Source organism: Micromonospora sp. NPDC049081, from assembly GCF_040648835.1.
In the GTDB taxonomy this organism is placed as follows: domain Bacteria; phylum Actinomycetota; class Actinomycetes; order Mycobacteriales; family Micromonosporaceae; genus Micromonospora; species Micromonospora antibiotica.
Window position 1 is genome coordinate 178610 of sequence record NZ_JBEZEK010000011.1, and the last position, 24181, is coordinate 202790.

General features: G+C 70.2%; 16 protein-coding genes. 9 read left to right on the forward strand and 7 right to left on the reverse strand.

All coding sequences use genetic code 11. The features are described 5' to 3' along the window. Positions 1-1791 carry an N-acetylglutaminylglutamine amidotransferase gene (locus AB0B63_RS18280; RefSeq protein ID WP_357019883.1) on the reverse strand — a complete coding sequence of 597 codons (1791 nt, stop codon included), beginning with the start codon at positions 1789-1791 and terminating at the stop codon, positions 1-3. 569 nt (positions 1792-2360) lie between these two features. Here AB0B63_RS18280 and AB0B63_RS18285 point away from each other — a divergent pair. The 3 genes from AB0B63_RS18285 (at position 2361) to AB0B63_RS18295 (ending at position 11635) form a co-directional block, all read left to right on the forward strand. After that, a complete protein-coding gene (locus AB0B63_RS18285; RefSeq protein WP_357019886.1) occupies positions 2361-10565 on the forward strand; it encodes a DNRLRE domain-containing protein in 8205 nt (2734 codons plus the stop codon). Continuing rightward, positions 10562-10930, forward strand: a complete 369-nt coding sequence (locus AB0B63_RS18290) for a hypothetical protein (protein WP_357019889.1) — start codon at positions 10562-10564, stop codon at positions 10928-10930. The genes AB0B63_RS18285 and AB0B63_RS18290 overlap by 4 nt, the downstream gene beginning before the upstream one ends. 141 nt (positions 10931-11071) lie before the next feature. After that, positions 11072-11635, forward strand: a complete 564-nt coding sequence (locus AB0B63_RS18295; RefSeq protein ID WP_357019892.1) for a hypothetical protein — start codon at positions 11072-11074, stop codon at positions 11633-11635. 56 nt (positions 11636-11691) lie between these two features. Here the strand turns inward: AB0B63_RS18295 and AB0B63_RS18300 are convergent, their stop codons facing one another. From AB0B63_RS18300 to AB0B63_RS18310, 3 genes are all read right to left on the reverse strand, one after another. Further along, positions 11692-12072: a type II toxin-antitoxin system prevent-host-death family antitoxin gene (locus AB0B63_RS18300; protein ID WP_357019894.1), complete on the reverse strand. Its 381-nt coding sequence runs from the start codon at positions 12070-12072 to the stop codon at positions 11692-11694. A 104-nt stretch (positions 12073-12176) separates the two neighbouring features. Continuing rightward, on the reverse strand, positions 12177-12836 hold the full coding sequence (gene msrA / locus AB0B63_RS18305; protein ID WP_357019897.1) for a peptide-methionine (S)-S-oxide reductase MsrA: 660 nt from the start codon (positions 12834-12836) through the stop codon (positions 12177-12179). Positions 12837-12945: 109 nt separating this feature from the next. Continuing rightward, positions 12946-13359, reverse strand: coding sequence for an HIT family protein (locus AB0B63_RS18310; protein WP_357019901.1), 414 nt, complete (start codon positions 13357-13359; stop codon positions 12946-12948). A gap of 125 nt (positions 13360-13484) precedes the next feature. Between AB0B63_RS18310 and AB0B63_RS18315 the strand changes: the two genes are divergently transcribed. From AB0B63_RS18315 to ilvA, 3 genes are all read left to right on the forward strand, one after another. Continuing rightward, positions 13485-14624: a cystathionine gamma-synthase gene (locus tag AB0B63_RS18315; RefSeq protein ID WP_357019905.1), complete on the forward strand. Its 1140-nt coding sequence runs from the start codon at positions 13485-13487 to the stop codon at positions 14622-14624. A gap of 17 nt (positions 14625-14641) precedes the next feature. After that, complete coding sequence (locus AB0B63_RS18320) at positions 14642-16051, forward strand: amidase family protein (RefSeq protein WP_357019908.1); 1410 nt, start codon at positions 14642-14644, stop codon at positions 16049-16051. Between the two features lie 188 nt (positions 16052-16239). After that, positions 16240-17460 (forward strand): threonine ammonia-lyase, encoded by a 1221-nt coding sequence (gene ilvA, locus AB0B63_RS18325; protein ID WP_219467271.1) that lies wholly within the window; start codon positions 16240-16242, stop codon positions 17458-17460. A 75-nt stretch (positions 17461-17535) separates the two neighbouring features. On the opposite strand, the gene greA is transcribed toward ilvA, so the two are convergent. After that, positions 17536-18036, reverse strand: a complete 501-nt coding sequence (greA, locus tag AB0B63_RS18330; RefSeq protein WP_208568520.1) for a transcription elongation factor GreA — start codon at positions 18034-18036, stop codon at positions 17536-17538. 153 nt (positions 18037-18189) lie between these two features. Further along, entirely contained in the window at positions 18190-18624 is a 435-nt protein-coding gene (locus AB0B63_RS18335; protein WP_208568519.1) for a DUF4307 domain-containing protein, read from the reverse strand. Between the two features lie 179 nt (positions 18625-18803). Between AB0B63_RS18335 and mca the strand changes: the two genes are divergently transcribed. The 3 genes from mca (at position 18804) to AB0B63_RS18350 (ending at position 22736) form a co-directional block, all read left to right on the forward strand. Next, positions 18804-19685: a mycothiol conjugate amidase Mca gene (gene mca / locus AB0B63_RS18340; protein WP_357019913.1), complete on the forward strand. Its 882-nt coding sequence runs from the start codon at positions 18804-18806 to the stop codon at positions 19683-19685. Between the two features lie 49 nt (positions 19686-19734). After that, positions 19735-20019, forward strand: a complete 285-nt coding sequence (locus tag AB0B63_RS18345; protein ID WP_208568517.1) for a hypothetical protein — start codon at positions 19735-19737, stop codon at positions 20017-20019. A gap of 242 nt (positions 20020-20261) precedes the next feature. Continuing rightward, positions 20262-22736: a bifunctional diguanylate cyclase/phosphodiesterase gene (locus AB0B63_RS18350; RefSeq protein WP_244252792.1), complete on the forward strand. Its 2475-nt coding sequence runs from the start codon at positions 20262-20264 to the stop codon at positions 22734-22736. 361 nt (positions 22737-23097) lie between these two features. Here AB0B63_RS18350 and AB0B63_RS18355 read toward each other — a convergent pair whose 3' ends face one another. After that, positions 23098-24132, reverse strand: a complete 1035-nt coding sequence (locus tag AB0B63_RS18355) for a phosphatidylinositol-specific phospholipase C domain-containing protein (RefSeq protein WP_357019918.1) — start codon at positions 24130-24132, stop codon at positions 23098-23100. Positions 24133-24181 lie beyond the last annotated feature (49 nt).

A 24181-nucleotide genomic window follows, 5' to 3' on the forward strand; every position in this document is an offset into this window, starting at 1 on the left:
TCAGTCGATTCCGTGGCTCTGGAGCCACATTTCCAGGAGTCCCAGTTGCCACAGTTTGTTTCCGTTCAACGGGGTCAGTTCGGCGTTCGGGTCGGCGAGCAGCGCATTGACGTAGTCGGCACGGAACAGGTCGCGGCGGCGGGCCTGCGGCGCGGTGAGCGCGTCGCGGACCCGGTCGAGGAGCTTGCCCTCCAGGTGGGTCAAGCCGGGCACCGGGAAGTAGCCCTTGGGGCGGTCGATCACCTCGTGCGGCAGGACCCGGCGGCCGATCTCCTTGAGCACACCCTTGCCGCCCTGGGCCAGCTTCAGCTCGGGCGGGCAGCTCGCCGCCAGCTCCACGAACTCGTGGTCGAGGAACGGCACCCGGGCCTCCAGGCCGTGCGCCATGGTCATGTTGTCGACCCGCTTCACCGGGTCGTCGGTGAGCATGACCTGGGTGTCGATCCGCAGGCCGGCGTCGACGGCGGTCTGCGCCCCGGCCCGGCCCAGGTGGGCGGCGACGAACTCGCGCGCCGGGTCGCCGTCGGCCAGCCACGTCGGGTTGAGCACCCGGGCCAGCCCGGCCGCGTCCCGGTCGAAGAACGCCTTCGCGTACGAGTCGAGGGCCTGCTCCCGGTCGATGCCGGCCAGCGGCGGGTACCAGTGGTAGCCGCCGAGGATCTCGTCCGCGCCCTGACCGGACTGGACCACCTTGACGTGCTTGGAGACCTCCTGGCTCAGCAGGTAGAAGGCGACGCAGTCGTGGCTGACCATCGGCTCGCTCATCGCGGCCACCGCCGCCTCCAGCGGCGGCACCAGGTCACCGGCGGCCACCTTGAGCTGGTGGTGGTCGGTGCCGAACGTCTTGGCCACCAGGTCGGAATAGACGAACTCGTCGCCCTCCCGCCCGCCGACGGCGTCGAAGCCGATCGAGAAGGTGGACAGCCCGGAGCGGGTCTGCCCCTCGCCGGCCAGCAGCGCCACCACCAGGCTGGAGTCCAGGCCGCCGGAGAGCAGCACGCCCACCGGCACGTCGGCGACCATCCGCCGGCGTACGGCGGTGGTCAGCGACTCCAGCAGGGCGTCCTCCCAGTCCCGGGCCGACCAGTCGGCGCGCGACGCGTCCCGGGTGAACGACGGGTCCCAGTAGACCCGCTCGTGGGTGCGGCCGTCGGGCTCGTAGACCCGGACGGTGGCCGGGGGGAGCTTGGCCACGCCACGCAGGATGGTGCGCGGCGGCGGCACGATGCTGTGGAAGCTGAGATAGTGCGACAGCGCCACCGGGTCGATGGTGGTGTCGATCCCGCCGCCGGCCAGCAGGGCGGGCAGGGTGCTGGCGAACCGCACCACGCCCGGCGTCTCGGCCAGATAGAGCGGCTTGATGCCGAGCCGGTCCCGGGCCAGCACCAGCCGGCCGGTGTCCCGCTCGGTGATCGCGACGGCGAACATGCCGATCAGGTGGTCGACGAAGTCGAGCCCCCACTCGGCGTACGCCTTGACCACCACCTCGCTGTCGCCGGAGGAGAAGAAGTGGTGTCCCTTGCCCTGCAACTCCTGCCGCAGCTCGCGGTAGTTGTAGATGCAACCGTTGAACACTCCGGTGAGCCCGGCGGCCGGGTCGACGATCGGTTGCCCGCTGGCGGCGGAGAGGTCGATGATCTTCAAGCGGCGGTGCCCGAGAGCGGTGGCCCCCTGTGACCACACTCCGCTGTCGTCGGGCCCCCGGTCACTCATCGTGGCCGCCATGCGTTCCACCGCCGACACATCGGCCCGGGAACCGTCACGCCGGAACTCTCCCGCAAGTCCGCACATGCCAGCCAATGCTGCCAGAGGTTGTTGCACTTCGCCTGTTGAGCTGATGTCGATGGTGTTACGCCGTTGCTACGATGCGCACCGCACGCCGTCGTACGCCGGGTGGGTGAGGTTTTCCTACCCCCGACCACCGTGCTGCCCGGATGCGGCCGGGCCTGCAGTGTGACAATTCCCGCAGGCCGTCGCTGATCCGGGTTGGGCGGGTCGCTGCTGATCGGCCAAACGGCCACGTACGAGCGGCGCTGGCGTGACCACGCCTGGCTGCGCGCGGAGGTCACCCGGCTGAGCTGACCGTTTATGACCATAAAGTTCTCTCACTGAGCGTGCTGATGCAGTTTCTTTAAGCGAAAATTGATCGACGACAACTGTTGTTCAATGGCATCGAAGGTTGTTACATTCTGCGGCGGCACCCACGGGGGGCGCTGAACCGACTCATTCCCAGAGCCTTGGTCGCGGTGTCTGGCGCGCAGTTGCGCGCCGATTCTCCATCTCGCGGCGTCACGAGCGGCACGTCACGTGCCGGGATCCATCGCGCCCATTTTTCGTGCTCTCCGCGTGGAGGACTACGCATGCACTCACGCCATACCCGCCATCTGCTCGCGGCGGCGATCGCTGCCGTTCTGGTGGTCTCCGGCGCACCGGCCCAAGCCCGGCCGCCGAGCGACGGCAAACCCACACCCCGCCCCGGCACGGTGCTCCGCCCGCCCTCGGCCAAGGGCCGCGATGTGTCGACGACCCCGCCCGGCCCGGCCCAGGTGCTGCCGTCGGTGGCCCGGCCGGTGGCGGCCACCGCGATGCCCGCGCCCCGGCGGGTCCGCGAGTTGACCGACCGCCGCACCGCGACCACGAAGGTCTTCCAACTCGCGGACGGCCGGACCCAGGCCGAGGTCAGCCGCGAGCCGGTGCACTACCGCGACGGTAAGGGACGCTGGCAGGACATCCAGCCTGCGGTCAGCGCCGCGACCACCGCGGGTTTTCCGTACGCCGCCACCCGCAATTCGTTCGTCGGCCGGTTCGGTGACCGCAGCGACCGGGTCCTGTCGTACTCGACCGGCGGCCACGGGCTGACCCTGGGGTTGGCCGGTGCGCCACGTTCCCTGCAGCCGACGGTGCGCGGCACCCGGGTCACCTACCCGCGCGCGGCCGGCGACGCCGACCTCGTCTACGAGGTGACGCGCTCGGCGGTCAAGGAGCAGATCGTGCTCGCCGCCCCGCCGAGCGGACCGGCGACGTGGTCGTTCACGCTCGACGCCGACAAGGTGCGGCCGGTTCCGCAGACCGACGGCTCGGTGTCGTTCTACGCCACGGACCGCGAGGGCCCGGCGCTGTTCACCATGCCGCGTCCGTACATGTACGACAGCGCGGACGACCCGGACTCGGTGGTCGGCAAGAAGGTGAGCTACCAGGTCAGCCAGCGGGTCGGCCAGCAGGACGGCCGGACCACGGTGACGGTGACCGCCGACGGTGACTGGCTGCGCAGCCCGGACCGGAAGTACCCGGTGGTCATCGACCCGACGATCAAGGTCCAGCCGACGCTGAGCCAGGCCCAGGACGTCATGCTCGCCTCCGGCGGCCCGGACGAGAACTTCGACAGCACGTGGAAGCTCTCCGCGGGCGCGTCGACGGGTGGCACGTTCCGGTCGCTGACCAAGTTCGACCTGTCGAAGGTGCCGGCGAACACGACGCTCGACTCGGCCCAGCTGGAGATGTACTTCGACCAGACCCACGGTGGCGCGGACGACGCGTCGATGAACTTCGAGGCGCGTCGGGTCACCTCGGCGTGGACCGAGAGCACCGCGACGTGGAACAGCATGAGCGGCAAGTTCGCCGAGGTGGGCGAGAACCGCGAGCAGGTCGACGAGGCGGACGCCGCGAAGGTCACCGCCTCCGGCGAGTGGGTGGGCGCCACCGGCACGGATCGCAGCCAGGCGCTCAACGGCGCGTACCGCTACAACGCCGACGCCACCACCGGGCAGACGTTCACCTGGGTGCCGAGGCTGACCGAGACCGGCCAGTACGAGGTGTTCGTGCACTACGTGCCGGGTAGCAATCGGGCGACGAACGCGCCGTACACCGTCTACTACGACGGCGGGTCAGTGGTGAAGCCGGTCAACCAGACCACCGGCTCCGGCAACGGCTCCTGGGTGTCGATCGGCTCGTACGCCTTCAAGGCCGGCACCACGCACAAGGTGGTCCTCGGCGACGTGGCCAACAAGACCGTCGTCGCGGACGGGGTGCGCTTCGTCAAGCGTGCCGAGGTGACCAAGCCGCTGCACCAGACCAACGCCTGGCACAGCTACAGCGTCCGGTCGATCGTGCAGGGCTGGCTGGCCGACCAGAGCACCAACCACGGCTTCATGATCAAGGGCAAGGACGAGTCGAACAAGAACGGCGGCCCGCGCTATGAGTCGGGCGACTTCTCCTACGGCGGCGAGGACGACCACGGCCCGAAGCTGGTGCTGACCTGGGGACGCCCCGGGGTCGCGCTGAAACCGGTGGACACCATCCGGGCGACCGGTGCCGACCTGTCCTGGTCGACCTACGCGGACCCGTCCTCGTCACCCGACGACGACCTGCTCGAGTACCAGGTGCACGCCAGCCGGACACAGGACTTCATGCCGAGCGCGGCGACGCTCGTCGCGCCGGTCCGTCCGGGGCGCACCACCTATTCGGATACCCACGCCACGCCGACCCCGGCGAACTCGACGAGCCAGTTCGGCGACGCCTTCTTCTACATGGTCGCCGCGCGGCTGCGGGACGGGACGGTCCTGCCGGCGCAGACGCAGATGGTGCGGCTGCCCAAGGCCGGCCAGGTGATCAAGTTCTTCACCGGTGCCGACGACAACACGCTGACCAGTGCAAAGCCGACGAGCAACTGGGACACGCTGGATGCCGGCGGTGAACTCCAGGTCGGCAACAAGGGCTCGATCTACGGCACCAGCCGGGCCGTGCTCAAGTTCCCCACGGTGACCGGGCTGCCGGCGAAGACCAAGGTGATCAACGCTCAGGTCGGGCTCTGGGGCTGGTACACCGAGGGCACCGGCATCGGCCAGCAGCAGTTCCAGCTACGCGGGCTGACCCGCGACTTCAATGAGACCACCTCGACCTGGAACAGCGCCCAGTCCGGCGTCGCCTGGACCACGCCGGGCGGGGACGCCGAGTCGACCGTGCAGTCCACGGTCGGTTCCCTCAACGGCGACCCGGGCTGGACCAACTGGGAGGCCGGGCCACTGGTGCAGCGGTGGATCGACACCCCCAACACCAACAAGGGCGTGCTGATCCGGCAGGCCGACGAGGCCGGCGCGGAGCAGCGCATGTTGTTCCTCTCCGCCGAGGCGGCGGAGCCGTCGCTGCGCCCCCGGCTGCGGGTCATCTTCACCGCGCCGACCAGCGAGAGCACCTACTACGCGCCGAACACGCCGGGCCGGATGGTCCCCGGTGACCAGTACCTGGTCCCGGTGACCGTCACGAACACGACAGCGTCGGTGTGGTCGCCGTCGGACTGGGTGCTGTCCTACCACTGGACGCGTCGGGACGGCACCGACGTCACCACCGCAGGCAACCCGATCGAGACGCCCCTGCCGTCCGCGCAGGCGCCGGGTGGCGTGGTCACGATCAACGGCACGGTCAAGGCGCCGACGTCCGGCAGCGACGGTGACCGCCGGGAACCGTACGTGCTGAAGTGGGAGCTGCGGAACAAGACCACCGGCCAGTGGCTGTCGCAGAGCGCGCAGATCGAGCCGCTGGACCAGTCGGTCGCGGTCGAGGACCCCACCTCCGACCAGCTCGGCCTGGAGAAGTTCTACCAGTACACCGGCGGCAGCGTCGGTTCCGGCGCCTCGCTGATGGTCAACCAGTTCTCCGGCAACGCGGTCGTGGGCTACAACCCGCTGTCCAACCCGAGCCGCGGTGTGTCGACCTTCGTGAGGCTGACCTACAACAGCCAGGACACGTCCACCTCGTCGATGGGTCAGGGCTGGTCGCTGTCCACGTCGAGCGCGGTGCGGCTCGGCTCGCCGCTGCAGTTCCGGGGCGGCGACGCGACCTGGCCGCAGCAGGTGGCGATGACCGACGGGGACGGCACCACCCACCTGTTCAACCTGGACAAGCACGGCAGCGGCAATCCGGCCGACTGGCGGTACGTGCAGCCCGCCGGGGTCCACTTGTACCTGCAACGCACCAACAGCGGTGACACCAGTCAGTCCTGGACGATGACCCGGCCGGACCGCAGCCAGTTCGTCTTCGACGAGCAGGGCTACCAGAGCGCCGTGCGGGACCGGAACGGCAACCAGTTGCTGTTCACGTACGAGCGGATGCGGGTCGACAACCGGGACACCTCGGTCCTGCGCTACCTGACCGACCCGGACAACCGGCGGACGCTGAGCCTGGACTACTACGCCGCCGGTGACAGCTATACCGCGTTCGTCAACGGCACGAAGCAGTCCCTGACAAACCTGCAGAACCCGCGCATCATCGACCAGGTCCGGTCGATCACGGACGTGAGCGGCCGGGTGCTGTCCCTGGTGTACAGCGACAGCGGTCTGCTGCGCGAGGTGACCGACGGGTCCGGCACCGCCGAGGCCAAGGTGTTCGGCTTCGCCTACGACGAGACGCAGGGCCCGCAGAACGCCCGTCTGAATCGGATCACCGACCCCCGCACCCCCGCCGGCAGCACGAAGGTCGCCTACAACGATCTCGGTGACGCCTTCCTGCAGGGCAAGGTGAACACGGTCACCGATCGGCTGAACAAGGTCACCTACGTCGACTACCAGAACCCGGACGGCGACGACAGCAACGCGGTGATCACGACGGTGACCGACCCCAAGGGGCGAGCCACCGAGAGCATGATCGACGGCTTCGGCCGGGCCACCCGGATCACCAACGCCAAGAACCAGGCGACCATTCTCGGTTGGGACGCCGACAACAACGTCGCCCGGCTGGAGGAGGCCGGCGGCGCGGTCAGCACCTGGCGGTTCGACCAGGTGACCGGCTACCCCCTGGAGATCAAGGATCCGGAGGCCAACAAGAACAACACCGCCGGTCTGCGGATGGACTACCGGTACGGGCTGTCCGGGCACACCGCCGAGCTGACCGACAAGTACTCGCCGGAGGGCCGGCACTGGAGCTTCGGCTACGACGCGGTCGGCAACCTGACCTCGGTGACCGACCCGAAGGGCACCGCCACGACCGCCGTCGGTGACTACATGTCGAGCTACGCGTACGACACGGTCGGGCGGATGACCACGGCGACGGACGCCAACGACCACGTCACCCGCTACGCCGACTACGACCCCGTCGGCTACCCGAGGACGATCACCGACGCGCGGACCAAGGTCACGACGTACACGTACTCGGCGATCGGCGGCGTGCTCACCGTCACCGACCCGAACCAGCACACCGCGACCTACACGTACGACAGCCTCGGGCGGCCGTTGACCCAACGGGTGCCGAAGGACGCGGCGAACGGCGTCTACATCACCACCCCGGCGCCGGTCTACGACAAGAACGACAACGTCACCCAGCAGACCACGCCCACCGGGGCGGTGACCACCGCGGTCTACGACGCGCTGGACCGGCCGAGCACGGTCACCACCGCGAAGGACACGACGAACGCCGACGCGTCGACCACGAAGTACGAGTACGACCAGGTCGGCAACGTCGTCAAGGTGACCGAGCCGAAGGGCATGCTGACCCCGGGCGACATCACCGACTACACGACCGTCTACGTCTACGACGAGCTGAACCGGCCGACCGAGGCCACCGACGCGCTCACCGGCCGGGTCACCATCGACTACGACCTGGCCGGCAACGTCAGGCAGCAGACCGACCAGCGCAAGAACGCGACCCCGCAGACCAACGACTGGACCGCCCAGTTCCTCTACGACCTCAACCACCGGATCAAGACGAGCATCGACGCCAAGAACAACACCACAGGCGTCGAGTACGACCGGGACGGCAACCCGACCGTCTCGATCGACCAGGACGGCAACCGGGCGGTGATGACGTACGACGAGCGGTCGGCGCTGACCGAGGAGAAGGTGCCGTACCGGTCGGTCAGCGGCACGATCACCCACCGCACCACCAAGTACGAGTACGACGAGGTCGGCAACCTCTCCCGGCAGATCAGCCCGCGGGGTGTGGACACCACCGACGATCCGGACGACTTCGCGACCGTCACGCTCTACGACGAGCTGAACCGGGTCCGTGAGGTCCAGCAGCCGTACGACCGGGACGACGAGCGGTTCACCACGCCGCCGGTTACCACGTACACCTACGACGCGGTGGGCAACCTCGAACGCATCTCCGCCCCGCCGTCGAAGGACCAGTCGACCCGCAACGACACGGTGCAGACGTTCTTCGACAACGGCTGGATCCGCACCTCGAAGGATGTCGGCTGGAACATCACCACCAGCTACGGCTACGACGACAACGGCGCCCAGACGTCACGGTCGGTCGTCGGCGCCAGCGGCACGCCCCGCCAGATGAACTGGACGTACTTCCCGGACGGGAAGAAGAAGAGCCAGACCGACAACGGCGCCGGCTCCGGCACGCCCAGCAAGAACTTCGCCTACGAGTACGACGTCAACGCCAACCTCACCAAGATGCTGGACACCAGCACCGGGGCGGCCATCGACAACTACGTCGTGTCCTACGACCTGCTCAACCGCGTCGCCAGCGTGGAGGAGAAGAAGAGCACGACGGTCAAGAACACCACGACGTTCGAGTACGAGCCGAACGACCTGCTCAAGAAGCGCACCCACGACACGCAGATCTCGGAGTACACGTACGAGGCCGAACGGGACCTGGCGACCGAGATCAAGAACATGACGTCGCCGACCGACCCGAAGCCCAAGTACACCCGCTACAGCTACACCAAGCGCGGGCAGACGGCTACGGAGACCAAGGGCAACGGCAACGTCGTCACCACCGACTACTTCCTCAACGGCTCGACCCAGAGCCAGGTGGAGAAGAAATCCGGCGGCGCGGTGGTCAACCAGCACACCTACGAGTACACGGCCAACGGGCAGAAGTCGAAGGACGTCTCGCACAAGCAGAACGCGGACAACCGCACCGCGTACGTCGACACCACGAGAACCTTCGTCTACGACCCGCAGGACCGCGTCCGGTCGGTGACCAAGACCGGCAGCGGCGCCGGCACCGAGAGCTACGTGCACGACGCCAACAGCAACGTGGTCGACCAGACCGTCGGGGGGGTCCAAACCACCTTCGAGTACGACAAGAACCGGCTGACGACGGCCACCGCCACCACAGCCGGGGTGTCGGCGAGTTCGAGCTATGCCTACGACCCGTACGGCCGGCTCAAGACGGTCACCTCGGCCGGCACCACGTTGGAGAGCTACACCTACGACGGCTTCGACCACGTCGTCAGCAACACCAAGAATCCGGGCAGCAAGACCACCACCTACACGTACGACCCGCTGGATCGCCAGGCGACCCGCACCTACGGCGGCAAGACCACCACGTACGCGTACCTCGGGCTGACCGGTGACATCTCCGCCGAGTTGGAGGGCACCAAGGTCGTCAAGTCCTACCAGCGGGGCCCGGGCGGTGATCTGTTATCCCAGGTCAAGACCAACACCGACAACACCCAGGAGGACTCGTACGCCGGTTACGACGGTTCCTCCGACATCGGGCAGATCACCGACGACAAGGGCGACGGCCGGGCCACCTACGGGTACACCGCCTACGGCAAGAACGACGCCGGTCAGTTCACCGGTGTGGACAAGCCGGACGCGGGCAACCCGGAGAACCCGGACAAGGTCCCGTACAACTCCTACCGGTTCCAGTCCAAGCGGTTCGACCAGGCCACCGGCGACTACGACATGGGCTTCCGCGACTACGACCCGGGGATCAACCAGTTCCTGTCCCGAGACTCGTACAACGGGGCGCTGGACGACCTGGGACTGGCCGTCGACCCGTACACGGGCAACCGGTACGCGTTCGCCGGCGGTAATCCGATCAGCAACGTGGAGCTGGACGGTCACAACTGGCTCTCGGACGCCGCCGACGAGGTCGGTGACTTCGTCAAGGACGCCGCCTCGGCGATCGGCTCGGACGCCAAGGGGGCTGCCGAGACCATCGCGCAAGTCGGCTACGACACCGCGGTCGGCGGCAACCCGCTGGTCGACAAGGACACCAGCGAGGCGGCCAAGAGCCGAGGCAAGGCCCGCGGCGACGCCGCGAAGAAGACGTTCAGCAACCCCGGCCAGGCCGTCAAGGACTGGTCGGACGGGTTGACCAACGACGTCAAGTCCGGGCATCCCGGCAAGGCCACCGGTCACCTGCTGTTCGACGCCTTCAGCATCGCCGCCGGCGGTCGTGGGGCCGGCGGGGCGAAGGGCGCCACCGGAGCGGGTGCCGCGAAGGAAGCAGGGCAAGCGGGGCCGAAGAGCGGAGCGAATACCGGGGCCAGCGGTGCCGGGAAGCCCGGTTCGGGTGCTACGGGTGGAGGCTGGAGCCCCGACGCTGGCGGGAAGATCCCTGAGGCATGGGGCGCCGGCAGGGCGAACAAGAAGGGCGTGGGTTTCCGCTGGCAGGATCCGAAGAATCAGGGCAATGGAGTTAGGATCGACCAAGGCAATCCGAACTCTCCCTTCCCGAGTCAGCAGGTCGACCATGTCATCGTTCGCTCCGAGGGCAAAGTTGTTGGACGAGATGGCAAGCAAATCTCTGGTGCCATCGATCAAGATCCTACGAACGCCCACATCCCTCTCAGTGAGTGGCGAGGCTGGTCATCCTGGAACAAGCCATGAGTGAGGTTCGGTTCCCCGACCTGAGGAACGAGATAGTTCGGGCCGTCAGAGCCTTGTCAGACCCGGCTTATCAGTGGTCAGCGTGGGTTCGAAGGGAACTGCCGCCCGGTGGGTACGACGAGTTCACCCATCGTGTCCATATCCTTTACGACGACACGCAGGTCCTGGAGGATCCGGACGCCGCGATCGGCATCTACCTGAGGTCTCAGGAGGAAGCTGATGCCATGCGGGGATTGGCGCAGGCCCTCGACTCGCTCTTCGAGGAGAGTGGCACCGAGCTTCCTGACGAAGCCTATCTGCGGGCGCCTGGTTGGCCCGCGGTGGTGGAGGCCGCGAACAGGACGCTGTCCAGCCTCGAGAGTTAGCGCGTAGTCAGGAGAATTCGCGGTCACCGAACAGGCTGTCGAACCGGGTGTGGCCCGGGCGGGGAACGATCCCGGCCCGGGCCGATCCGTTCGCCTCACCTGATCGGCGAACCACCGTCGACCGGGATGATGTGGCCGTGGATGAACGAGGCGTCGGCACTGCGCCGAGCAGGCCATCCGGGTGTAGCGAATTCGATGATTGGAGGGTTTGTGGAGAGAGATGCGAATCTGAAGGAACTGTTGCATCGTCTGGACGATCCCGAATCTCCAGAAATGCCAGCTGATTACGATGCGGCCGATGCCGCAGCTTCGTTCAGCCGTCTGGCTGTGCAGGTTGGTTCTCGCTTCTCTACGCCTTGTGAAATCGACCGAGACATCCAGGATTCCGCGCAGTACGGACGAATCGAAGTGCCGGGGGAAGCTACAGTCTGTGGGACTGGGATTGTTGCCCTGGTGAGCAGGTTCAAGCCCTTGGCAATGGTGGCGGCCGACAACCCTGGAGCGTTCTTGGGTACGGATGAAGCGCAGGCTGAAGGTGAGCTCGACGCGAATGACCTTGAGAAGGTGGAGCAAGTTCTCGCTGAATCGGGGTACATCACGATTCCGGAAGAACTTCTTGCAAGAAGCTATGATGGGCCCACTCGCTTGCGTTTCCACGCTTCTGAGGAGCCGAGTTGGTGGGACCGGTTCTTCGGTTCTTTCTGATGGGTCTCAAGCATCGGGTTCCGTAACGTCGGCTCTCATGAGCCGCATGGGTTTCGTTACTTGATTCGACCAAGCGGCGCCATGAGAAGGGCCATGCAGTGGCAAAGATCGGCACCGCCGAGCGGTGCTTGGCGGGGCTGATCTGGCGTTTGACGGCAGTAGTTGACGGCAACGTCGGCGGACGGGGGCGGCGCAGGGTGGCGGTTCATCGCCGCCGGAGCGGGGCGCCTCTGTGGTCTCCCGGCTGCCGAGAGCGGTGTGGCAAGTTGCCGCATGGCTTCAGCGCTGGACAGGGCCTCCAGAGTCTCCTCCAAAGCCGCGCATCGTCGGCATAGATGAGCACCGCGGCCGTGCTTGGTGATCTCTATCCGCTCGTGGGTCGAGGTCACCTCGTCGATGAGTTCCGAGAGGCGGTTGCGGGCATCGGTGAACGGCACGACAGCCATGTTCGAATGTAGGCAGTAACTGGCGCGAAGTCTGTCCAGAATCTTGAGGATCGGCGGCGCAGGCCACCGGGCCGTAAGCCCGGTGGCCTGCGGTTCTAGGCGGTCTTGGCCACGCCAACGGGACAAGTCATGCCATTGGGGCCGTGGTTGCAGTAGCCGTTCGGGTTCTTCGTCGGGGCCAAATACTGCTGGTGATAGTCCTCGGCGAAGTAGTAGTCGCCCAGCGGGGCGATCTCGGTGGTGATCTCACCCTTGCCGGCCCGCGCCACGATCGGCGCGAACGCGTCCCGGGACGCCTGCGCGGTGGCCAGCTGCTCGTCGCTGGTGGTGTAGATCGTCGAGCGGTACTGGCTGCCGACGTCGTTGCCCTGACGCATGCCCTGGGTCGGGTCGTGGTTCTCCCAGAACACCTTGAGCAGGTCCTCGTAGCTGATCACGGTGGGCTCGTAGACCACCTGGACCACCTCGGCGTGCCCGGTCATCCCCGAACACACCTCCTCGTACGTCGGGTTGGCGCTGTAGCCGCCCGCGTAGCCGGCCGACGTGGTCAGCACCCCCGGGAGGGTCCAGAACAGCCGCTCGGCGCCCCAGAAGCAGCCCATGCCGAAGACGGCGACCTGGGCACCCTCCGGGAACGGGCCCTTCAGCGACGACGGCAGCACCTCGTGCCGGTCCCCGATCGGCATCGCGATCGGGCGGCCGGGCAGGGCCTGGTCGGGGCTGATCATCTCGGCCTTCATGCGGCGAAGGAACACGGTGGAACTCCTCTCGTACCTCTCCCCGCATGCAACACCGGCGGGCCCGGCTTCCTTACCCGCTGCGTCCCGGCTCTCGCCCTCGGGCCCCGCCGAATGTCGGCGGGTCTCAGGCCAGGGCGGCGGCGACCCGCCCGGCGTAGGAGTCGGCCTCGGCGTCGTCTGCGTAGCGGGTACGCGGCCAGAAGAAGCCGCGCAGGCCGTCGCCCTTGGTCCTCGGCACCACGTGGGTGTGCAGGTGCGGCACCGACTGGGACACCCGGTTGTTCATCGCCACGAAGGTCCCACCGGCCCCCAGACCGGATTCCACGGCCGCCGCCAGGCGCTGCACCAGCCCGAAGTAGCCGGGCAGGTCGGCCGCCGGCAGATCGGTCAGGGTGACCAGGTGGGTGCGGGGCACCACCAGGACGTGCCCCTTGAACACGGGCCGGGTGTCCAGGAACGCCACCCCGTCCGGCTCGTCGGCCACCCGGAACGCCGGCACCTCCCCGGTCACGATCTGACAGAACACACACCCGCTCACCCGCGCAGCCTAAAGCCCTGCGCGCCCGCCCACCACGCGGAGCGGACGCCGCCGGGGCGCGGCGCGGGATGAGCGGGGGTGGGTTCCGCCCGGCGGGCGGGGCGGAGCGGACTAACGTCTGCGGGATGAGTCACGGCTTCGAGACGCTCGCCATCCACGCCGGCCAGGACCCGGAGGCCCGCACCGGCGCGGTGATCCCCCCGATCTACCAGACCAGCACGTACGCCCAGGACGCCGTCGGAGCGCCCCGGCAGGGCTACGAGTACAGCCGCTCCGGCAACCCCACCCGCGACGCCCTCCAGGAGTGCCTGGCCGCGCTGGAGGGGGGTCGGGTCGGGCTCGCCTTCGCCAGCGGCCTGGCCGCCGAGGACACCCTGCTGCGGACGGTCTGCTCGCCCGGCGACCACGTGGTGATCCCCGACGACGCGTACGGCGGCACCTACCGGCTGTTCGCCCGGGTCGCCGAGCGGTGGGGGCTGACGTACACGCCGGCGAAGGTCTCCGACGTCGACGCGGTCCGGGCCGCGATCCGCCCCGAGACGAAGATCGTCTGGGTGGAGACGCCGACGAACCCGCTGCTCGGCATCGCCGACATCGCCGCCCTGGCCGGGATCGCGCACGAGGCCGGGGCGCTGCTGGCGGTCGACAACACGTTCGCCTCGCCGTACCTGCAGCAGCCGCTCGCGCACGGCGCGGACGTGGTGGTGCACTCCACCACCAAGTACGTCGGCGGGCACTCCGACGTGGTCGGTGGCGCGTTGATCGTCGCCGATCCGACCCTCGGCGACGAGCTGCGTTACCACCAGAACGCGATGGGCGCGATCAACGGCCCGTTCGACGCCTGGCTGACCCTGCGCGGCATCAAGACCCTCGGGGTACGGATGGACCGGCACTGCGACAACGCCGAACGGATCGCCGCCTTCCTCGACGGGCACGCCAAGGTCGCCCAGGTCATCTACCCGGGCCTGCCGTCGCACCCCGGACACGAGGTGGCCGCCAAGCAGATGCGCCGGTTCGGCGGGATGATCTCCTTCCGGGCCGCCGGGGGCGAGGAACACGCCGTGCAGGTCTGCAACCGGGCCCGGCTGTTCGTCCTCGCCGAGTCGCTCGGCGGGGTGGAGTCCCTGATCGAGCACCCGGGCCGGATGACACACGCAAGTGCTGCCGGCTCGCCGCTTGAAGTTCCCGGCGATCTCGTGCGACTGTCTGTCGGCATCGAGACGGTCGACGACCTGCTCGCCGATCTGGAGCAGGCGCTGGGCTGACCGCGGGCTGGGAAGAGGTGGCCGTGCAGGACATCATGCCGACCTGGGTGGGGGCGACCGCCAAGCAGATCGCCCGGGGCGTACGCCGGGGCGACGTCTCCGCCACCCAGGTCGTCGCCGACCACCTGGACCACGTCGGGCGGGTCGACGGCGCCCTCTCCGCGTTCCGGGTGGTCCGGGGCGGCGAGGCGATCACCGAGGCGGAGAAGGTCGACGAGCAGGAGGAGCTGGCGAACCTCCCGCTCGCCGGGGTGCCGGTGGCGGTCAAGGAGAACACCCCGGTCGCCGGCCTGCCCACCTGGAACGGGTCGGTCGCCGCGCGTACCCCGGTGGCGGAGGCCGACCACGAGGTGGTGCGCCGGTTGCGCGGCGCGGGTGCGGTGATCCTCGGGGTGACCCGGATGCCGGAGCTGGGACTCTGGGCGATCACCGACGACGCGACCGCCGTCACCCGTAACCCGTGGGACCTGCGGCGTACCCCCGGGGGGTCCTCCGGCGGGGCCGCCGCGGCGGTCGCGGCCGGGCTGGTGCCGATCGCGCACGGCAACGACGGGCTGGGCTCGATCCGCATCCCGGCCGCCTGCTGCGGCCTGGTCGGGCTCAAGCCCGGCCGGGGTGTGGTCCCGTGCCAGCTCGGCGCGGAGGACTGGTTCGGGCTGACCGAGCACGGCATGCTCACCACCACGGTCGCCGATGCCGCCGTCGGCTTCCAGGTGCTCGCCGGGCGTCGCCCGGACAAGCTGGTCCCCCCGCCCCGGCTGCGGGTCGGCGTGTCGCTGCGCTCGCCGGTGCGCGGCGTGTCGCCGGACGCGCCCAACCGGGACGCGGTGGCCGCCGCCGGCCGGCTGCTCGCCGCCGCCGGCCACGACACCGTGCCCGCCGACCCGGTCTACCCGACCTCGCTCGGCCTGCAGGGCATCGCCACCTGGCTCGCCGCCGCCGCGGCCGACGTGCGGGCCGCCGGCATCGACCGGCGCGGCCTGCAACGGCGCAGCCGCCGGCACGTCGCGTTGGGGGAGTGGGCGCAACGCCGGGGGTACGTGCGGGAGGCCGACCGGGCCGCCTGGCGCGACCGCTCCGTCGGTTTCTTCACCGACCACGCGGTCGACCTGCTGCTCACCCCGGCGCTGGCCGGGCCGCCGCCGGAGGCCACCTCCTGGTCCGGCCGGTCCTGGCTGGCGAACATGAGGACCAACATCCGGTACGCCCCTTTCGCCGCCCCGTGGAACGTCGCGGGCCTGCCGTCGATCGTGGTGCCGGTGGGCCGCCGCCCGGACGGCCTGCCGGTCGCCGCGCAACTGGTCGGCCCGCCCGGGTCGGAACTGCTGCTGCTCGGTGTCGCCGGGCAGTTCGAGATGCAGGCCCCCTGGACCCGGCACGCCCCCGGCTATCCCCGGGTCGACACGGGCTCCCCGGCAGTCGCCTGACCCGCCCGCCTGACCCGTCCGCCTGACCGTCCCGTGCCGGGCCGTCGGTGCCGGGCGGGCCCACCTGGTCCGGGGCGTCGGCCGGCTGACCCCGGCGAGACCACCAGCGGTCGGTGAGCGCGTCGTCGCCGCTGGTGGCGGGCGGTGTCGCCGCCGGTGCCGCCGGGGGCGGGTGGCACGATCGGGGCATGACGGAACTGGTCGACCTCGCCGACGTACGGGCCGCCCGGGAACTGCTCACCGGGGTCACCCGGACCACCCCGTTGGAGCCGTCCCGGCCGCTGAGCGCGGCGCTGGCCGGCCCGGTCTGGCTCAAGTGCGAGAACATGCAGCGCGCCGGCTCCTACAAGGTGCGCGGCGCGTACGTGCGGATCTCCCGGCTGTCGGCGCAGGAGCGGGAGCAGGGTGTGGTCGCGGCCAGTGCCGGCAACCACGCCCAGGGGGTGGCCCTCGCCGCCGGCCTGGTCGGCACCCACGCCACCGTCTTCATGCCGGTCAACGCCCCGCTGCCCAAGGTGGCCGCCACCAAGGGGTACGGCGCCCGCATCGAGCTGGTCGGCAACACCGTGGACGAGTCGTTGGTGGCCGCGCAGACCTTCGCCGAGCGCACCGGCGCGGTGTTCATCCACCCGTTCGACCACCCGGACGTGATCGCCGGCCAGGGCACCGTCGCCCTGGAGATCCTCGAACAGTGCCCCGAGGTGCGGACGATCATCACCGGGGTCGGTGGCGGTGGCCTGATCTCCGGGATGGCGGTGGCCGCGAAGGCGCTGCGACCCGACGTGCGGATCATCGGCGTGCAGGCGGCCAGCGCCGCCGCGTTCCCGCCCTCGCTGGCCGCCGGGGAACCGGTCCGGCTGCCGGCGTTCGCCACCATCGCCGACGGCATCGCGGTCGGCCGGCCAGGTGAGATCACTTTCAGTCACGTCCGTACGCTCGTCGACGAGATGGTCACCGTCAGCGAGGAGGACATCTCCCGGGCGCTGCTGATGCTGCTGGAGCGGGGCAAGCAGGTGGTCGAGCCGGCCGGTGCGGTCGGGGTGGCCGCGCTGCTGGCCGGCGTCGTGCAGGTGGACACCCCCACGGTCGCGGTGCTCTCCGGCGGCAACATCGACCCGCTGCTGATGATGCGGGTGATCGAACACGGTCTCGCCGCAGCGGGCCGATACCTGCGGGTCACCGTGCGCTGCTCGGACCGGCCGGGTCAGCTCGCCTCACTGCTCACCGAGATCGCCGGGCACCGGGCGAACGTGGTCGACGTGGAACACCAGCGGGCCAATCCGCACCTGCGGCTCGGTGAGGTGGAGGTGGCCCTGTCGGTGGAGACCCGGGGCGTCGAGCACTCCGACACCCTGATCAGTGCCCTACGGGCCAGTGGCTACCAGGTGGTCCTGACGACCGAGGCGTGACACCCCGGCGGGTGCCACGCCTCGGTCGTACCGATGGATCGTCGTCGGGTCGCGCGGACCCGGCGGCGGTGCGGCTCAGCCGGAGAACGGCTCGAAGCTGACGATCGTCACCTTGATGTCCGCGCCGCTGGGCGCGGTGTAGGTGCAGGCCTGGCCGGGTCGACCGCCCAGGATGGCCCTGCCCAGCGCCGACTCCGGGCTGTAGACCGTCAGGTCGGTGGTGGCGGCGATCTCCCGCGACCCGAGCAGGAACGTCTCGGTGTCGTCCTTGTCGTCGTCGAAGTAGATCGTCACGACCATGCCGGGCGACACCACGTCGGCCGTCGGCGCCTCGCCCACCTGGGCGGTGCGCAGCAGCTCCTTGAGGTAGAGGATCCGGCCCTCGGCCTTGCCCTGCTCCTCGCGGGCGGCGTGGTAGCCACCGTTCTCCCGCAGGTCGCCCTCTTCCCGCCGGGCGTTGATCTCGGCGGCGATGACCGGCCGGTTGGCGATCAGCTCGTCGAGCTCGGCCTGGAGGCGGTCGTGCGCGTCCTGGGACAGCCAGGTGGCGGGCGCCTTGTTGTCATTGGTGGACACAGGCGTACTCCTCGGATGTGCGTGCTGGCTGACAGGTGACTTACCAACCTACCAGTGGCCGGCACGTGTGGGCGTCGTTGATCAGCCGGTCGGGTGGGAGCAGCGTGCCGCCCGCCCGCCGTGGCGTCGCCGCGCCCTGGTCAACCGTGGTGTTCAGCCCGCCGGACGGCAGCGGACCACTTCGCCGATGAACGGACGCTCGGTGGTCGCCACCCGGTGCCGGGCGGTGACGTGCCGCTGGCCGGGGGACGCGGTTACGGTGACCTCCTCGTGCCCCACCTCGACGCCGGCGTGCGAGCGGGCCCGCACCAGACACACCGCCGAGCCGCCCTCGGGCACGGTCACCCGGAAGTCGACCCGCACGCCGGTGTCGCTGGCATCGGTGTAGGTGATCACCTCGGGCCGGTATTCCGGGTCGCCGTAGCGCTGGTAGAGCTGCGTCGCGGCTAGGACCAACCCGGCGATCAGCACGGCCACCAGTGCCCAGCTCAGCGCCGGGCGTCGACGCCCGGGCTCCCGCCGGCGGCCGTACCGGCCGGGCGGGAACACCGGCGCGGCCGAGGGAACTGTGGCGTGCGTCTCGGTCACCGGCGGGCATCTCCTGGCGTTGTTGTCGGTCGCGTCGGCAAGAATGACAGGGTCCATCTTCCCAGCCCGCGGCCGGGCCCGGAACGGCAGGTCGGCAGCCGCGCCGACAGGTCACCGCGGCGGGTCGGGCGAGCGACCCGGACCGGGCCGCCGGCGGGCACAGACGAGGAGCGCCCACGTTGGCAGAGAAGCTGCGGCTCATGGCCGTGCACGCACACCCGGACGACGAGTCCAGCAAGGGTGCCGCCACCATGGCGAAATACGTCGCCGAGGGGGTGGACGTGCTGGTCGTGACGTGCACCGGGGGCGAACGCGGCAGCGTGCTCAACCCCAAGCTCGACCGCCCCGACGTGTGGGCCAACATCGGTGAGATCCGGCGGGCCGAAATGGACGCCGCCCGGGCGATCCTCGGCGTCGAGCAGGCCTGGCTGGGCTTCGTCGACTCGGGCCTGCCCGAGGGCGACCCGCTGCCGCCGTTGCCCGAGGGCTGCTTCGCCCTCCAGGACGTCGAGGTGGCGGCCGGGCCGCTGGTCAAGCTGATGCGGGAGTTCCGTCCGCACGTCGTCACCACGTACGACGAGGAGGGCGGCTACCCGCACCCCGACCACATCATGTGCCACAAGGTCAGCGTGGCCGCGTTCGAGGCGGCCGGCGACCCGACCCGGTACCCGGAACTGGGCGCCCCCTGGCAGCCGTTGAAGCTCTACTACGACATCGGCTTCTCCAAGGGCAGGATCCTGGCCCTGCACGAGGGCACCCTGGCCGCGGGCCTCCCCTCACCGTACGAGGACTGGCTCAAGCGCTGGGACGAGCGGCCGGACAAGGGTTCGCGGATCACCACCCGGGTGCAGTGCGCGGAATACTTCCCGGTCCGCGACGACGCGCTGCGCGCCCACGCCACCCAGGTCGACCCGGACGGCTTCTGGTTCCACGTGCCGATGGAGGTCCAGCAGCACGCCTGGCCGACGGAGGACTTCCAACTCGCCCGCTCGACGGTCGACTCCCCGCTGCCCGAGTCCGACCTGTTCGCCGGGGTACGGGAAGCCGCCCATGCCGGGTGACCGGCGGCCGGGGCTACGCTGACACTCCACCGCACATCGGAGAAATGCCATGCTCAACACTGTCCAGGTGCTCGCGGAGAACAACTTCGGGGACACCCGCACGGGTGGTCTGGCCGGGCCGATGGGCCTGTTCCTCATCCTGCTCCTCGGCACCGCCACCGTGCTGCTGATCCGCAACATGAACTCCCGGCTGCGCCGGTTGCCCGAGCGGTTCCCCCAGCAGGGCGGCCCGGTCGGGGCCGACCGGACCGATTCGTCGGCCACCGGTCCGTCGGACGGGACGACCGGGCAGGAATCACGTACGAACCTGCCGAGCGGCCACCAGCAGCCCTGAGTGGGATGACGGGGGCGTGAATCACGCTTATCCGGGTCGTCGACCCCTGTTGCGGCCACCCGGATTGGCTTAGCCTTCCGCCGGGGGACGAAAGTCCCTGAGCCGTGCGCGGGAGGGGGTGCCATGACCGTCGTAGCCGCGTCCGTCCGTCGCGCCGTCGACGGCCCCGCGGACGGAGCCGGGCGGTGACCTCCGGCAGGGCCGGCGCGTCCGACGACGGGCCGGAGCCGCCGGACACCCCGCTGCGGGTACGTGTCCTCACCCTCGCCGTGACCCTGACCGCGTTGGTGGCGGTGGCGCTCGGCCTGCGCCTGCCGACCGTCCTGCCGCCCGACGACCCGCTCCCCGCGGTCGCCCGGTTCGGCATCGTCGTCGCCGTGTTCGCGATGTCCCAACTCGCCCGGTTGCGGTTCCGCACCGCCACCGGGATGGTGAGCATCACCTGGGGCGAGGCGGCCCTGATCGTCTGCCTCTATCTCGCGCCAGCCGGCTGGTTGCCGGCCGCAGCGCTGCTCGGCACCGGTGTGGCCTGGACGACCATGTCACTGGCCGCCGACCGCCGTCCCCCGGTGGAGCTGCTGCGGATCGCCGCCTCGCTGACCGCAGCCACCGCGCTCGCCGTCGCCGTCGCCACCGCCCTCGGTCAGCCGTTGCTGGCCGGCCCCACCCCGGCCCTCGTGCCCGCCCTGGTCGCCGGCGCGGTCACCTACCTACTCACCACCGCCGGGCTGGGCGGGGCCACCCTCGCCCTGCGGCACGGCGTGGCGGTTGGTCCGGCGCTGCTCGTCGCCCTGCGCGGCAAGGTGCTGATGTTCGTCGGCAACGTGGTGGTCGGGCTGGTCGTGGTGGCCCTGCTGGAGGTCGACCCGCGCTGGTTGCTGCTGCTCCCACCGCTGCTCTGGCTGCTCCAGCAGACCTACCGGCACCGGCTGCGCGCCGACCAGGAACAGCGCACCTGGCGGGCCTTCGCCGAGGCCACCGCCGCGCTCAACCAGCTCGACGAGCGCGGGGTGGCCACGGCGGCGGTCACCGGCGCGCTGGCCCTCTTCGGTGCCGAACTGGTTGACGTGGACGTGGCCCGGGGTGACGGCCGCTGGCGGCGCTACCGGGGCGACGCCTCGGGGCAGGTGGCCGACCGGGAGACCGGGCCACCCGCCGGGGCCACCGTGGACACCCACGAACTGGTCCGGCCGCTCGTCGTCGGTGACGTCCAGGTCGGACAGTTGCGGGTCCGGTTCCCCTCCACCGGGCCGCCGAACGACCGGGAACGCGACGCGGTGGCCGCCTACTCCGACGCGTTGGCCGCCGCGCTGCACGACGCGGCGACCCATCGGGAGTTGCGGCTGGTCAGCGCCCGCTCGTCGTACGACGCGGTGCACGACGCGCTGACCGGGCTGGTCAACCGGACGGCCATGCTGACCAAGGGCGACCAGGCGTTGCGGCAGCTCGTCCACGATCATCCGGTGGCCCTGCTGCTGCTCGACATCGACCAGTTCAAAGAGGTCAACGACACCCTCGGGCACGCGGCCGGCGACCAGCTGCTGCGGCTCACCGGCAACCGGCTGGGCACCCTGACCCGCCCCGGCGACCTACTCGCCCGGCTCGGCGGCGACGAGTTCGCCCTGCTGCTGACGTCGGTCCCGGTGATCGGCGACCGGGCCGCCCCGATGGCGTACGCGCTGCGGCAGGCCCGGGAGATCGCCGAGCGGCTGGCCGCGCCGACCGAGGTGGCCGGGGTGCGGATGTCGGTCGAGGTGTCGGTGGGGGTGGTGGTGGCCGGTGCGGGCACCGCCGACCTGACCGAGCTGCTGCGCCGGGCCGACATCGCCATGTACCAGGCGAAGGAGGGCGGCGGCAGCGTCGCCGCGTACGACAGCACCCGGGACGCGGCCAGCACCGACCAGTTGGCCCTGCTGGCCGAACTGCGGGAGGCGTTGCAGGCCGACGACCAGCTGGTGCTGGCCCTGCAACCGGCGGTCGACCTGGCCACCGGCGCACCGACCGGGGTGGAGGCGCTGATCCGCTGGCGGCATCCCCGGCGGGGCTGGCTCAGCCCGGCCGACTTCATCCGCCCGGTGGAAAACAGCGAGCAGCTCGGCACGTTCACCCGGTACGTGCTGGACAAGGCGCTGTCGGTGGCCGCCGAGTGGGCCCGCGACGGGCTGGACGTGCCGATCTCGGTGAACCTCTCGGCCCGCAGCCTGCTCGATCCCCGGTTGCCGGCGGAGATCGCCGACGCCCTGCGTCGCCACCAGGTGCCGCCGCACCGGTTGGTCCTGGAGATCACCGAGACGGTGGTGATGAGCGAGCTGGAGGTGATCGACGAGGTGTTGGCGAACCTGCGGTCGATGGGCGTCCAGTTGGCCGTCGACGACTTCGGCACCGGGTTCTCGTCGCTGTCGTTCGTGACCCGGATCGCGGTCGACGAGTTGAAGGTGGACCGGTCCTTCGTGATCCGGATGGCCGACTCACCGGAGGCGGCGGCGATCGTCCGGGCCACCGTCGGCCTCGCCCACGAGTTGGGGTTGCGGGTGGTCGCCGAGGGCGTGGAGACGGCTGAGCAGCGGGCCGCACTGGTGGCGTTGGGCTGCACCGCCGCCCAGGGCTACCACTTCTTCAAGCCGATGCCGGCCGACAAGATCGGCGCGGTGCTCGGCTCGCTGCGCGACTCCGCCGAGTCGAACGTCTTCCCCCTGCGCGCCGACGGCGCCTCCTGACCCCACAACCCCACCCCTCCTCGGGCGCGTGCCGACGCCCGTCCTCGGGCGTGTGGCGATGTCCGTCCTCGGGCGTGTGGCGACGCCTGTCCTCGGGCGTGTGGCGACGCCTGTCCTCGGGCGTGTGGCGATGCCCGTCCTCGGGCGTGTGGCGACGGCATGATCGTGCTCGATCCACGATGTAGTGGTCTCGGCGGTTTCTGAGGCCACTACAACCAGGATCAAGCACGATCTTGCGGCGGGCGGCGGGCGGCGGGCGGCGGGCGGCGGGCGGCGGGCGGCGCGGCGGGGCGGGGCGGGGCGGGGACGGGGTGGCCCGCGTGCCTACGTCGGAACGCGGGCCACCCTGGCGGTGGGCGGGTCAGCCTCTGGGGAGGACCTCGCCGACCACCGTCGGCAGTGCGGCCCAGTCGGCGGAGGCGACGCTGGCGTGGGCGGCGGCGAGCTGCGCGAGGCGGGCGCGGGCGGCCACCGGATCGGTGTTGCCGACCGCCGGGGGGACGTTCTGCGCGTCGGTCATCACCAGCAGGTAGTGGTTGGTGTCGTACCAGGAGGTGTCGATGCCGCCGGTGACGTAGGCCGACGCGTCGCCGTCGAACAGGACGAACCACGGGCGCAGGCTGGTGTCGGCGTACCGGCTGCGGGGGTCGCCGGTCTGGGCCCGGTGCACCGCCGGGAACGCCTGCGCCTGGCCGAGGGTGCCCGCCGCCGCCAGGCCGGCCAGGTGCTGGGCGTACTCGATGTCGGTCCACAGGGTGTCGGTGGGGTTGCCCTCCTCGACGGTGCCGGGGATCAGCTCCACGATCACCTTCCCGGCGAGCTGCCCCCGGGTCGGCCAGGCGTTCGCGCGGGCGGCGGCGTCCAGGGTGGCGTACCCGCCGCGCAGGTCGGCGGGGCGGAACACCCGGCTGCCGAGGCGGGCGGCGAGCACCGCGTCGAGCTGGACGGGCCCCTGCCCGGTACGGCTGCTGAAGCCGGTCTTCAACTCCAGTTTGAGTTGGAGCGGACCGGCGTCGGGGTGGGCGTCGAACCAGAGCCGGATGTCGTCGAGGCAGTGTTCCAGGTTCTTGTTGCGGGTGCCGGTGTAGAGCTGCGCGGGGGTGCTGGCGGCGACGCAGTTGTTGTCGTTGCCCAGTGGGTTGGAGTGGCTGACCCGCCACTGCTTGGTGATGATGTCCGGCCAGACGTCCAGTTCGATCATTCCGGGGCGGGCGTCGAGCGCCTGCGCCAGATAGGTGTACGTCCCGCGTTCGTACGCGTTGTGCGTGCCGACCACGGTGGTCGCCGAGACCCGGGTGCCGGGGTCCACGGCGGCCGAGGCGGGGGCGGCGGTGCTGAACACCGCTGTGGCCACCACGACCGACGTGAGCGCCGACAGGAGACGGGAACCGCGCATGGGGGTACCTCCTCGCGGGCCGGTGCCGATCACCGCACCCGCACAGATC